Origin of the sequence: Lichenihabitans psoromatis (assembly GCF_004323635.1) — a bacterium.
GTDB classification, from domain to species: Bacteria; Pseudomonadota; Alphaproteobacteria; order Rhizobiales; family Beijerinckiaceae; genus Lichenihabitans; species Lichenihabitans psoromatis.
In genome coordinates, this window is record NZ_CP036515.1 from 2131985 (window position 1) to 2144951 (window position 12967).

At 60.8% G+C, this 12967-nt stretch carries 9 protein-coding genes, 1 tRNA gene and 1 pseudogene; 8 read left to right on the forward strand and 3 right to left on the reverse strand.

The features are described 5' to 3' along the window. Nucleotides 1–26 precede the first annotated feature (26 nt). Nucleotides 27–2312 carry an NADP-dependent malic enzyme gene (locus EY713_RS09890; RefSeq protein ID WP_131114641.1) on the reverse strand — a complete coding sequence of 762 codons (2286 nt, stop codon included), beginning with the start codon at nucleotides 2310–2312 and terminating at the stop codon, nucleotides 27–29. Between the two features lie 254 nt (nucleotides 2313–2566). Here EY713_RS09890 and EY713_RS09895 point away from each other — a divergent pair. Then, a tRNA-Gln gene (locus tag EY713_RS09895) sits at nucleotides 2567–2640 on the forward strand. Nucleotides 2641–2811: 171 nt separating this feature from the next. After that, the gene (locus tag EY713_RS09900) at nucleotides 2812–4527 is read left to right on the forward strand and encodes a site-specific integrase (protein WP_245572960.1); all 1716 of its coding nucleotides are present in this window, start codon (nucleotides 2812–2814) and stop codon (nucleotides 4525–4527) included. A 306-nt stretch (nucleotides 4528–4833) separates the two neighbouring features. Here the strand turns inward: EY713_RS09900 and EY713_RS09905 are convergent, their stop codons facing one another. Beyond that, nucleotides 4834–5598, reverse strand: coding sequence for a DNA-binding protein (locus EY713_RS09905; RefSeq protein ID WP_245572961.1), 765 nt, complete (start codon nucleotides 5596–5598; stop codon nucleotides 4834–4836). A 383-nt stretch (nucleotides 5599–5981) separates the two neighbouring features. Here EY713_RS09905 and EY713_RS09910 point away from each other — a divergent pair, with 383 nt between their 5' ends. Beyond that, nucleotides 5982–6917: a 2-hydroxyacid dehydrogenase gene (locus EY713_RS09910; RefSeq protein ID WP_131114643.1), complete on the forward strand. Its 936-nt coding sequence runs from the start codon at nucleotides 5982–5984 to the stop codon at nucleotides 6915–6917. Between the two features lie 295 nt (nucleotides 6918–7212). Here the strand turns inward: EY713_RS09910 and EY713_RS09915 are convergent, their stop codons facing one another. Further along, nucleotides 7213–7701 carry an Lrp/AsnC family transcriptional regulator gene (locus tag EY713_RS09915; protein WP_131114644.1) on the reverse strand — a complete coding sequence of 163 codons (489 nt, stop codon included), beginning with the start codon at nucleotides 7699–7701 and terminating at the stop codon, nucleotides 7213–7215. A 164-nt stretch (nucleotides 7702–7865) separates the two neighbouring features. On the opposite strand from EY713_RS09915, the gene EY713_RS09920 reads away from it, so the two are divergent. The 5 genes and pseudogenes from EY713_RS09920 (at nucleotide 7866) to EY713_RS09940 (ending at nucleotide 12954) form a co-directional block, all read left to right on the forward strand. Continuing rightward, the gene (locus EY713_RS09920) at nucleotides 7866–9254 is read left to right on the forward strand and encodes an aminotransferase (protein ID WP_131114645.1); all 1389 of its coding nucleotides are present in this window, start codon (nucleotides 7866–7868) and stop codon (nucleotides 9252–9254) included. Between the two features lie 114 nt (nucleotides 9255–9368). After that, nucleotides 9369–10097 carry an amino acid ABC transporter ATP-binding protein gene (locus EY713_RS09925; protein ID WP_245572962.1) on the forward strand — a complete coding sequence of 243 codons (729 nt, stop codon included), beginning with the start codon at nucleotides 9369–9371 and terminating at the stop codon, nucleotides 10095–10097. Nucleotides 10098–10120: 23 nt separating this feature from the next. Beyond that, nucleotides 10121–10931 (forward strand): annotated as a pseudogene (locus EY713_RS09930) (transporter substrate-binding domain-containing protein). Between the two features lie 44 nt (nucleotides 10932–10975). Beyond that, nucleotides 10976–11689: an ABC transporter permease subunit gene (locus EY713_RS09935; protein WP_131114647.1), complete on the forward strand. Its 714-nt coding sequence runs from the start codon at nucleotides 10976–10978 to the stop codon at nucleotides 11687–11689. An 84-nt stretch (nucleotides 11690–11773) separates the two neighbouring features. Beyond that, a protein-coding gene (locus EY713_RS09940; RefSeq protein WP_131113674.1) for an IS3 family transposase occupies nucleotides 11774–12954 on the forward strand; the annotation gives its coding sequence in 2 pieces (ribosomal slippage) (nucleotides 11774–12035 and nucleotides 12035–12954; 1182 coding nt in all). Nucleotides 12955–12967 lie beyond the last annotated feature (13 nt).

The window sequence follows — 12967 nt, forward strand, 5'->3', positions numbered from 1 at the left end:
ACAGTTTGTGAAAGCGCGGGCTCGATTCAACCACCGATGTTGAACGCCGCGAGAGCCGCCATATTGACGATGTCGCTGTCTTTGGCGCCGAGCGACACGATCTGCACCGGGCGATCCAGGCCGACGATCAACGGCCCGATCAGCGTCGCGCCGCCGAGCTCCTGCAGCATGTGGGTCGAGATCGAGGCCGAATGGAACGCCGGCATGATCAAGACATTCGCCGTATCGGACAGGCGGCAGAACGGATAGGAGGCCATCCGCTCCTTGCTGAGCGCGACATCGACCGCCATTTCGCCGTCATATTCGAAATCGACATGCTGGGCGTCGAGAATGCGGACGGCCTCTTGAACGCGCAGCGACCGCTCGCCGGGCGGATGGCCGAAGGTCGAGAAGGCCAGCATCGCCACGCGGGGCTCGTAGCCGAGCCGTCGCGCCACCCCGGCCGCCTCGATCGCGATGGCGGCCAGTTCCTGCGCGTCCGGCATTTCCGTAATGGCGGTATCGGCCACCAGCACGGTCCGGCCGCGCGCCAGCACGAGCGATACGCCCATGACGCGATGGCCCGGCTTTGCATCCACGACGCGTCGCACCTCCTGCAGCGCGATCGAGAAATTGCGGGTTACGCCGGTCACCATGGCGTCGGCATCGCCATTCGCGATCATGGCGGCGCCAAAATGGTTCCGGTCCTGGTTGATCAGGCGCTGGCAGTCGCGCAGCAGATAGCCTTGCCGCTGCAGCCGCTCGTAGAGGAATTGCGCGTAGACGGCGTTGCGATCCGACAAAGCCGCATTGTGGATCTCGATATTCTTGTCGCCGAGATCGACACCGGCCGCCGTCGCCGACGCCTTGATTCGATCCTCGCGGCCGACCAGGATGGCGGTGCCGAGCCCTTGGTTGACGAACGACAGGGCGGCCCGGATGACCTGCTCTTCTTCGCCCTCGGCGAAGACGACGCGCTTCGGGAAGCGCCGCACCCGCTCGACGATGCGCTGCAACGCGCCCGCCACGGGGTCGCGCCGCGCCGAGAGTTGCGCCTGATAAGCCGGCATGTCGGTGATCGGCCGACGCGCCACGCCGGTTTCCATCGCGGCGCGCGCCACGGCGGCCGGAATCTTGGTGATGAGGCGCGGGTCGAACGGTACCGGAATGATGTAATCGCGCCCAAAGCGCGGACGAGCGCCCTGGTAGGCGGCCGCGACTTCGTCCGGCACGTCCTCCCGCGCGAGATCGGCCAGCGCATGGGTCGCCGCGATCTTCATTTCCATGTTGATTGTGGTGGCCCGCACATCGAGTGCGCCACGGAAGATATAGGGGAACCCGAGCACGTTGTTGACCTGGTTCGGATAATCCGACCGGCCCGTCGCGATGATGACGTCGCTCCGCACCGCCATGGCTTCCTCGGGCGTGATTTCCGGATCCGGATTGGCCATCGCGAAGATGATCGGGTTGGGGGCCATGCTCCGGACCATGTCGGCCGTCAACGCGCCCTTGGCCGAGAGACCGAAGAAGATGTCGGCATCTTCCATCGCGTCGGCGAGGCTGCGCTTGTTGGTCTCGACCGCATGGGCCGACTTCCACTGATTCATGCCCTCGGTACGGCCGTGGTAGACGACGCCCTTGGTGTCGCAGAGCAGGATGTTGTGGGGCGCGAACCCCATCGCCTTGATGAGATCGAGGCAGGCGATGCCGGCCGCGCCGGCGCCGTTGCACACCAGCTTGGTTTCGCGGATGTCGCGGTCGGTCAGCCGAATGGCGTTGAGCATGCCGGCGGCCGCGATGATGGCGGTGCCGTGCTGGTCGTCATGGAACACCGGAATGTCCATCAATTCGCGCAGGCGTTCCTCGATGATGAAGCACTCGGGTGCTTTGATGTCCTCGAGGTTGATGCCGCCGAAGGAGGGGCCGAGATAGCGCACCGCGTTGATGAACTGATCCGGGTCCTCAGTATCGACTTCGAGATCGATCGAATCGATATCGGCGAAGCGTTTGAACAGGACCGCCTTGCCCTCCATCACGGGCTTGCTGGCGAGTGCACCGAGGTTGCCGAGGCCGAGGATCGCGGTGCCGTTGGTGATGACCGCGACCATGTTGCCGCGCGTCGTGTAATCGAAAGCGAGCGAGGGATCTTTGTGGATCGCCAGAACCGGCACGGCGACGCCGGGCGAATAGGCGAGCGCGAGGTCGCGCTGCGTCGCCATCGGCTTGGTGGCGATGATTTCGAGCTTGCCGGGACGACCCTTCGAGTGAAACGACAGCGCTTCCTGGTCGGTGATGGTCTGCCGCTTCGGGCGCTTCGGTGTCAGGTCGTTCATGGCGTCCTCGGTACCGGCTCTTCAGCGGCCGGGTGGCCCATAAAACATGCCCGGCCGGAGGCGACAAGCACTGGTGGCGGCGCGCGCTGAAAACGCGCGGCGGACCGCTCGCGCTCGCGCCCCGAACCCGGTCGGCGGTTTGCGCTTGCCAAGGCCGCCGCACCGGACTAGAAGCGCCTTCCGGAACGGCTTTCTGTGACGCGCTCCGCGCGTGCATGTGGCTTGCTGTTTTCCGACCCTGGATTTCGATCCGGTGGGGGATAGTTCAACGGTAGAACAGCGGACTCTGACTCCGTCAATCTTGGTTCGAATCCAGGTCCCCCAGCCACTGTTTTCCCTAAGTTGTTGATTTCATTCATGTCCGCGTCGTCCGCTCCAGCGGATTTGAGCCTAATGCTACAAACCGCTGCTACAAAGCCTAGATCGGCTGAGGTGCAGTTTGGGCAGATTAGATCCGTGGATCACTAGGCGGAGCGGCCGCCTGACCTTCAGGCGGGTGGTGCCGGTCGGCCTTCGCCAGCAAGTCGGCAAGCGGGAGCTGACACGCGGTCTCGGCACATCGGATTTTCGTGCTGCTAGGCCCGTGGCTCTTCAGCTATACGTGGCGTCAGAACACCTTTTTGATATGGTACGCATCACGCCAATGCTCACCGAAACCCAACTTGCCCAGCTCGTTCAGGACTTCTACGACACGGTCCTGAAGCGCGAGAACGCCATTCGCCTCCGGGGTGGATTCTTGGATGACGACCAAGTCAAAGCTCGGGCCGCGTATTACGCCGACCTCGCGACGGACACGCGGCAGTCGCTCGCGGCTAACCGGCTCTACGACTCCCAGATCGTCACAGAGGCCTTGTTGAGGAAGCATCGGGTACCGCTGGATGAGCTAACACCAGAGGACTGGAATTATGCCCGCCAGGTCATGCTGCGAGCCGGTATAGACCTCGCAGAGGCATTGCAGGCGCGCTATTCTGGCAACTTCAACCATGAACCTACAGACAAGCTGCTAAAGCTCAATCGGGACGTCAATGCTTTGAGCGCCGGCCATCTCGCTGACGGTCTCTACAAGGCGACGAGCGATATTCGGGCGGCCGAATCAACACCATCAGAGGCCGTTACACCGGTTACCACGGGGCAATTACTGACAAAGTTGGCGCCAATCTTTCTTGAGAATCAAGTCTCGACGGGAGCCTGGGAAAAGCAATCTGCAGCACAGGCGAGCGCTACTATTCGGCTCTTCACGGAGATCTGCGGTGACAAGCCAATAAAGTCATACACGCGGAAGGAAGCAGGTCTATTCAAAGACACGTTGCACCGATTACCTAGCGATTATGGGAAAGCAGCGCTGTTCAAAGGACTTAGCGCGAGGCGGGTCATCGAAGCAAATGCAGATCGTCCTGCAAATGCGCGCTCTGCCCCGTTGACGATCAAGACTATCAAACGACACTTTTCCGCAGTGTCGACGATGTGGCAAACTGCATTGTCCAGAGGTGAGGTTGAAGAGAATATCTTCTCCGGTTTTCGATTTGGCGGCGCTCAGAAGGCGGCCGTCGATCAGCGATCCATGTGGGAAACGGAGGAGCTTGCCAAGCTGTTCAGCACCCCGGTCTGGACGGGCTGCTTGTCTTCCTCCCGCCGGAGCGAGCCCGGTCGCCATCTTTTTCGCGACGAGAAATTCTGGCTACCACTCATCGCAGTGTTCTCGGGCATGCGGCAGGAAGAGATATGCCAGCTGCGACACGAGGACGTTCGCCAAGAAGAGGGCATCTGGTTCTTCGACATCAATGGCCGCGGAACTCGCAAGGTAAAGAACGCAACAGCCGTTCGACTCGTACCGATCCACGACGAACTGCTGCGACTTGGGATCTTGCGCCTGATCACCCCAAGTGGAGCCACACAGAGCTTGATGTTTCCGCTGCTGAAGCCTGGCGGCTCCGATGGGCGATTTGGTCATGGCTACACAAAATGGTTCACGCGGTACCGAAGGGATGTCGGGCTTTACCGCAGAGGACTCGATTTCCATTCGTTCCGGCACAGCGCTACGACAATCATGCACAGCGCCGGTGTGGAGGACTCTGTCGTCGATCGACTTACAGGTCACGCTACGCCGGGCGAGACCGCTCGGTACACGAAGAAAACGTCGTTGCAGCAGCTCAAGAATGCCATCGACAAGATCGACCTCCGCTTAGACCTGACGCGCCTTCACGTGAGTCGATAGCCTAAAAATTGCGGCGGATTACGCTGCTGCACTGTCCCACAAGAAAGCGCGAATCTGAAAAATACATTCTAGAATTCTGGCTTGTGGTGGAGAGGGAGGGACTCCAGCCATTCCCAAAAAAGCTCAACAATAACAGTGACTAACGACGTCGATCCAGGGCCCTCGTGTATCACCGCCGTGTGTCACTCCGCAAGGATCGAATTTACGATCCTTGAGCCTTTCCACCGACCTGTCCGAGCCTCGTCCGTCATCGGAAGTTTCGAGGAAATCGTCCTTCGGATCGAAGGTCCGTCGGACCCTGTTCGCCTAACCCTCCGCCGTTCGATCCCCGATGTCGGGCTCCCACTCGTCCTGGTCCCGCATTCGCCGCGCGAGGTCTCTCAAGGTGCCGCGAGGTGGAAGTGTCGGCCGCTCGTCGGGCGGCGGAACGTCGGGAAGCGTGAGGTCCACAGGCCTGGGGTTAGACACGGCCTCGACAACATGTCCGGATCTGCGGCGGAAGAGACCCTTCTTGGGCTCCTCGATGAGATTCGCCCGGCGGAGCTTGTCGACGAGCAGTGACGGACACCACACCTGCCTGATCAGGCCGAGCGCCTCGGCCTCCGTCTCTGCGCTCACGAGGGCCATGATCTCCTCGGGACCAAGCTCGTCGTCCCCCATCAGGCCAACAAGCTCCTTGGTCGCGCGCTTCCAGAACGCGGTCGTCACGGCGCGGTCGACGGGGACTCGGTTCGACCTGATCGATTCGATCTCTTCCAGAAGCCTGTTCCGCTCGTTCTCCAAGCCGTCTGCCATCGCCAGGGCCTCGACGAGCAAGGTCTCCCGCTTGTCGCGCTCGATGGCGAGGAGGTCACGCTGATCCTGGCCTGCCAGGATCCCATTCCGATGACCGTCCCGCCAAACCTCGGCCGCGACCGTCGCGAGACGCTCCCGGAGATAATCGGGCAAGTCGCTCGTCTTCGGTCGGGGTCGGAAGTCCCGCTCGATGGACCAGTCTAGAAAAAGCTGGCCGACATCCCTGAACGAGCCACCGGCCTTGAGGCGTGCCCGTATCAGGCGAAGGGACGGCACCTTCCCTTCGCTTCGAATGGCATCAGCGACCTCGAAAAGCTCGGTGCGATCGACCATGACAGGAACTCCGACTCAATAGGAGCGTGCCTGGCGGAACTGAGGGAATCGTAAAGGTAGCGATTTTGGTAGCAGGTAGCGGGTAGCAGCAAGCAGGTAGCGTATTTCCCCTCTTCGTTTGGGAGGGAGGCGCCCGGCCCTCCCTCCCCACAAGGCCCCCTTCCGCGGTTCGCCACGTGGCAAGCCGCCTTTCGGCGCTAGGGAGAAGAAGGGATTGTGCGAGGGTAACGGCCGGCACCAGACGGAGGTGCTGTCGCTCGGGCAACCTCCGCCGCATGAGGTTCCAGGCATAATAACTCGTCCTCTCTCAGTGAAAGATACTACACATGAGCGCCCGGCCAGTTTTCCTTTTCAACTCGACCCCAGAACGCGCAACCGTGTTTCGTAAAGCGTTCGAAAGAGAGCTGCCGGCCGTCGGGTTCGCGGACGACCCGACGACAGTCGACCCGGACGACGTCCGCTACTTCATCACTTGGGAGATGCCCGAACGCCTCGGTCGCTTCCGGCACCTAAAGGTTGTCTTCTCGATTGGCGCGGGCGTCGACCAATTCGCCGCCGCGAGCCTCGCGCCCGAGGTCTCGGTCGTGCGCATGGTCGAAGACGGCATCATTCGCATGATGCAGGAATACGTCACTCTTGCGGTCCTGGCGCTCCACCGCGACTGGTCAGCCTATGCCGGGCAGCAGGCAGCAGAGGTCTGGCGCGCCCTGCCTGCGCGGCAGGCCAATGACCGGCGCGTCGGATTTCTGGGCTTTGGCATGCTGGCGCAGGCGGCTATGGAGCGACTGGCCCCTTTCGGCTTCCCGCTTGCCGGTTGGAGCCGCTCGCCACGTTCGATCGAGGGCGTCCAATGCTTCCAAGGGGCCGATCAACTGCCGGAATTCCTTGCCCAAACGGACATCCTAGTCTGCCTTCTGCCGCTAACAGCCGAGACGCGTGGCTTTCTCGACGCGCCCCTGTTCGCGCGTCTGCCGAAAGGCGCGGCGCTGGTCCATGCTGGACGCGGTGCCCAACTCAACGCGGCGGCGCTTCTGGCCTCTCTTGAGTGCGGACATCTCTCCGCCGCCATCCTCGACGTGACCGATCCCGAGCCGCTGCCGCGGGGGGATCCGCTCTGGCGCAATCCGAAAGTCATGGTCACACCCCATGTGGCTGGAGTCACCCAACCCCGCACGGCTGCACGGGCTGTGATCGAGAACATTCGCCGTTTCGAAGCCGGCCAGCCGATGATCGGTCTCGTCGATCGAGCCCGCGGCTACTGAGCTTCGGACATGAATGCGTAATGCTTCTCATAATCAAGGATCCCGAACGGAGATCTACGCCGGGGACGATCCTGCCGCCACCCGAACGACTGGTCTCAGGTTAGCCCGAGTTCAAGGCATGGGCGCTGGCAGAAGCGCGCGGCGAAACGGTCGGCGTCTGGGAAGCGATGCTCGGCGTGACCTGTTCGATCCGGGCTCGGCCACAAGATCCGCTGTATCCTGCCAGGCGTCGACGGGATCGAGGGTAACGGCTGCGGTATACGAACCTACCTGAATGGCGACACTCAGAAGGTCACTATACTTGAATTTGGTCGAACGATTGAGGGTCTATTGGCGCGGAAAAGCCTGTTTTAACCCGGTCCATGATGACCATGGTCTTAAAGCCCTTTATGTCATTATTTTCATAGAAGAACCTCCTGGTAAACAATTCATAATCTTCCATGCTTTCAGCAGTCACGATAAGCATGAAGTCACTGTCGCCCGTCACGTAGTATCCGTTCATCACCTCCGGCGTCTGCCGGATGGCCTGTTTGAACCGGTCGACTATGTCGGCGCGCTCGCGCTCCAGAGTCACCAGGACCACCATCGAGACTGTGCGTTTGATGGATTTCAGGTTGATCACCGACACGTCGCCTTCGATGACGCCGGTTTGACGCATTCGCTTCAGCCGGCGCTGCACGGCCGTGGCCGAGAGACCCACGACAGCGCCGATTTCTTCCGACGTGGCACGATTATTGATTTGAACGATCCGAAGGATACGGGCATCCACGCTATCGACTTGCATCCGAGGCTCCGAAAATCATCGTAAGTGAACATATAAAATCTGAATTTCCGCGTCAAACGCCAAAGGTTGCAGCTTTTGATCGTTACGGCCCATTAGAGTGTCGATATGGAGCTGTGGTCGGCCGAGAGGCTCAAGCGACTCTCACCGTTGTTGGACGTGTAGAAATGACAGATAGCATTGCCGAAATGGATCGCAGGTCCGTTCTGCATCCTTTCACGCCACTGAAGGACTACGCGTCGGGCACGTCGATGCAGCCGACGATTATGCGCGGCGGAAAAGGTGTCAGGGTCACAGATGCCGATGGACGCGAGTACATCGATGGCTTTGCGGGACTATACTGCGTAAATGTAGGTTATGGTCGAACCGAAGTTGCAGAAGCAATCTCCCGACAAGCTCATCAACTTGCGTACTATCACACCTATGCGGGGCATACGACTGACGAACTTGCCATTCTCGCCGACCGGCTAGTTCGAATGGCGCCAGGCCGAATGTCAAAGGTTTTCTTTGGTCTTTCAGGGTCGGACGCGAACGAGACGCAGGCCAAACTTGTATGGTACTACAACAATCTACTTGGACGGCCTAAGAAAAAGAAAATCATCTCACGCGAACGGGGCTACCACGGATGTTCCGTGATCTCAGGCTCGATGACAGGATTGAGCTTCTATCACGACCACATGGATCTGCCCGTGTCGGGCATTCTGCGGACCGGCGTACCGCACCATTATTGGGGTGCGACGGTGGGCGAGACCGAAGAAGCCTTCTCACAAAGGCGTGCCGACGAACTTGAGGCGCTCATCGTTGCTGAAGGTCCCGAGACGGTCGCGGCCTTTATCGCCGAGCCAGTCCTAGGCACGGGCGGCATCATCCCGCCGCCGGCAGGGTACTGGCCAAAAATCCAAACGGTGCTTCGAAAATACGACGTGCTCTTGATCGCCGATGAGGTTATCTGCGGTTTCGGCCGAACGGGCGCCGCTTTCGGATCCGACCTTTATGGTATGCAGCCGGATCTGATAACGGTCGCGAAGGGCTTGACCTCGGCCTATGTGCCCATGTCGGCATGCATCGTCAGCGAAGCGATCTACGGCGTCATGGAAGACGCGACCGATCGTGTCGGCAGTTTCTCGCATGGTTACACCTACTCGGGCCACCCTCTTGGGGCGGCGGCGGCGAACGCGGTGCTCGACATCGTGGAACGGGAGGACCTGGCCGGCGCCTCGGCTCGCAACGGAGCCCACCTCCTGGCCGCCCTGACGAGGGAATTCGCCCAGTTACCTATCGTGGGAGAGGTCCGTGGGGTGGGCATGATGGCAGCCATTGAGTTCGTGGCCGATCGCGGCACGAAGAGGCGGTTCGATCCCGCGCTCAAGGTCGGGGCACGCATCTCGCAGGCGGCCCGCAACCGTCGTCTGATCGCCCGTGCGATGCCTCATGGCGACATCCTGGGTTTCTCACCTCCACTCGTTATGACGGTCGCGGAAATCGACGAAATGGTGGCCATCGCGGCTTCCGCCGTACGTGAGGTGATGGACGATCTCTCCCGTGAGCGGACCTGAGGCGATCCCATGGATCGGGTTGACGTGTCCACGGCAGGGCCGGAACTCAGACCGGGGCGGGATCGATCATCGGCGCTTCTCAAGGTCTGGGGTCTTCGGAAACGATTCGGAACCATGGACGTCCTCGACGGTATCGACATCAAGGTGGGCGAAGGAGAGGTGGTATCGCTCATCGGAGCTTCGGGTTCGGGCAAGAGCACATTCCTGAGATGCATAAACTTTCTTGAGACTCCAACTGCTGGAACGATCGAAGTGGCGGGGGAGGGTGTCTCGGTCGCTTGCGAGCCCGACGGTCAGCCGAGCTTCACAAACAAAGCCAACATCGATCTGTTCAGGCGCCGCATCGGAATGGTGTTCCAGGACTTCAATCTCTGGCCACACCTGACGACACTGGAGAACGTGATTGGACCGCTTCTTTGGGTCCAAAAACTGGACAAACGCGAAGCCGACGATCGAGCCCGCGCCGTACTCCGGCGCGTCGGCATGCTGAGCCAAGCCGATAAGTATCCGGAGAGATTGTCCGGAGGCCAGCAGCAGCGGGTCGCAATCGCGCGCATGTTGGCACTTCGGCCGCGTATCATGTTGTTCGATGAGCCGACCTCGGCACTGGACCCGGAACTCGTCGCCGAAGTCCTGCAAGTGATCAGGCGACTAGCCGAGGAGGGCAACACTATCCTCTTGGTCACTCACGAAATGCGGTTCGCGCGAGATGTGTCGACTCGCGTGGTGTTCCTCCACCAAGGACGCATCATAGAGGATGACACGCCCACGGCGCTCTTCGGCGCACCCAAGACGGCCCAGGTCCGCGCCTTCCTGTCCACGACGGCGATGCGCCTAAACTGACCCATGATCACAGGAGATCCCTCATGAGCAATCGATATTTGACGGCATTGGCTTGCGCGGCAGCGCTTTCGATCCTGACCGGCGCCGCTTCAGCCAAGGAAGGCGTACTGACCGTGGGAACGGAGGGAGACGCACCGAAGTTCAGCATGGCGGACGCCGAGGGTCATGTGACTGGCTTCGACGCTGACGTCGGCAATGCCATCTGTGGCGAACTTAAAGTAAAATGCCAGTTCGTCGTGCAATCGTTCAGCACGCTAATTCCATCCATCGACACGAACCGGTTTGACGTCATCATCTCGGGCCTCGGCATCACGCCTGAGCGGCAGAAAAGAATCGACTATTCGGTACCCTACGCCTCGTGTCCGCAGTACTTCGCCGTACCAAAAGGTTCGCCGATCGCTAACTTGACGACATTGCCCGAAATATTAAAATCATTGGACGGGAAGGATGTCGGTGCGGTCAACGGGACCACGGATGCCAAGTATCTAGCCAAGAACGCCCGGAGCAAACCTCAAGACCTACGATTCGACTACGCAGATGACAGCTGACCTTGCAGCAGGAAGGATCGTCGTCGGCTTCAGCGATCTTCCCACATGGGACGATTTCCGCAAGAGCCCTGACGGCAAAGACTTTCTTGTGCTGAACGCGAAGGTGAAATCCTCCGACGACCCCTCCACGCTCGGTCAGGGTATGGGGGTCGGCTTGCACAAGGGGAACGCCGACCTGAAAGGCAAGGTCGATCAGGCGCTGTGCACCATCATCAACGACGGCACAATGACGAAGATCAGTCAGAAGTGGTTCGACGAGGATTACACCCTTCCCTGCAAGCAGTAGGCTCGCGACACGGTCGCCGCGCAAGAGCAGGAGGAAAGCGGCGTATGCCCCATGATCTCTGGGTACTGCTGGTAGACAGGGGCTGGGCGCTCGCCATGGTGCGGGGCAGTTTCATGACGGTCGCGGTTGGGGCCCTCGGCATGCTGCTGGGGCTCCTCCTGGGCTTTCCACTGGCTCTTGTTCGCTGGCTCAAGATCCCCGTCGCCTCCCAGGCTATCGAGGCCGCAGCCACGATCGTGCGCAGCGTCCCAGGGCTTCTGGTGATCTATCTGTTCTTCTTCGGCTCCGTCGAAACCGCGGATGCGATCGGCTCCTTCTTCGGGTTCGAAGATGCCGTGCAGGGTACGTACCCCTTCGTCATGGGCGTTGTAGCGATTGGCGTGATTGCCTGCGCCTACGCGGTGGAGGTGTTCCGGGGTGCCCTGCAGGAGATCCCGTCCGGACTGATCGAGGCCGGTCGGGCGCTCGCGTTGCCTCGTTGGGCACTCTACCGCACGATCGTCGCCCCATTAATGCTCCGTTTGGCTCTGGGCGGTCTCAACAATGTCTGGCAATCCACCATTAAGGAAACGTCCCTCGTCTCGGTGGTCGGTCTACAGGAAGTGATGCGGATCTCAGCAATCGCTGCTGGCATCACCCGCTCACCCTTGCTGTTCTACCTGCTTGCCGCCCTGGTCTTCCTGGCCATCACTGGCCTCAGTCAGTTCACCTTCTCTGCAATAGAGCGCCGACTGAACGTTGGTTTCGGGAGCCGATGATGGACTGGGATCTGATCTGGATGATCGTCCCCCCTTGAAGTGGTCCATCCCGATGTATGGCTTTCGAGCCTGGAGGATGGATCGATGGGAAGACGACCGAAGCCTGAAGAGATCGTGAGCAAGCTGCGTCAGGTCGACGTGTTGGTCTCACAGGGGAAGACCGTTGCGGACTCGGTTCGCTCGATCGGGGTGACCGAGGTCACCTACTACCGGTGGCGGAAGGAGTTCGGCGGCTTGAAGCTTGACCAGGTCAAGCGCCTGAAGGAGCTGGAGACGGAGAACATGCGGCTTCGCAAGGCGATCGCCGACCTCACGCTCGACAAGCTGATTCTGAAGGAGGCGGCCTCGGGAAACTTCTGAGCCCCGCGCGCCGGCGCGTCTGCATCGAGCATGTGCGACAGCATTTGCCTGTCTCCGAGCGCCGCGTCTGTGCGGCGCTCGGTCAGCACCGCTCGACGCAGCGCAAGGCGCCGCGGGGCTTTGACGACGAAGAGGCGTTGACGGGCGACATCATCGAGCTGGCGCGGCAGTACGGCCGCTACGGCTATCGCAAGATCGCGGCGTTGCTGCGCGATGCCGGGTGGCTGGTAAACGACAAGCGGGTCGAGCGCATCTGGCGATGCGAAGGGCTGAAGGTGCCGGCCAAGCAGCCGAAGAAGGGACGTCTCTGGCTCAACGACGGCTCCTGCATTCGCCTCCGGCCCGAGCACCGCGATCACGTCTGGTCGTACGACTTTGTCGAGGATCGCACGCATGACGGCCGCAAGTTCAGGACCCTCAATGTCGTCGACGAGTTCACCCGGGAGTGCCTGGCCATCCGGGTCGCGCGCAAGCTCAACTCGACCGACGTCATTGACGTTCTGTCCGACCTGTTCATCCTGCGCGGCGTGCCTGGTCACATCCGTTCGGACAACGGCCCCGAGTTCATCGCCCAGGCTGTGCAAGACTGGATCACGGCGGTTGGAGCAAAGACCGCCTATATTGCCCCAGGCAGCCCGTGGGAGAACGGCTACGTCGAGTCGTTCAACGCTCGCTTCCGAGACGAGCTGCTCGACGGAGAGATCTTCTACTCGCTCAAGGAAGCTCAGGTCATCATCGAAAGCTGGAGAAGGCATTACAATACTGTGCGCCCGCACGGATCAATCGGCTACAAGCCCCCGGCGCCGGAGGTCTTCGTGCCCGCCTTCGCCGCATGGCCGGCTGCGAAACCCCGACCATCTCCGCCGGCCATGCTCAGGGTGGCGCCCAGGCCGACCATGAACTAACAATCAACCCGGA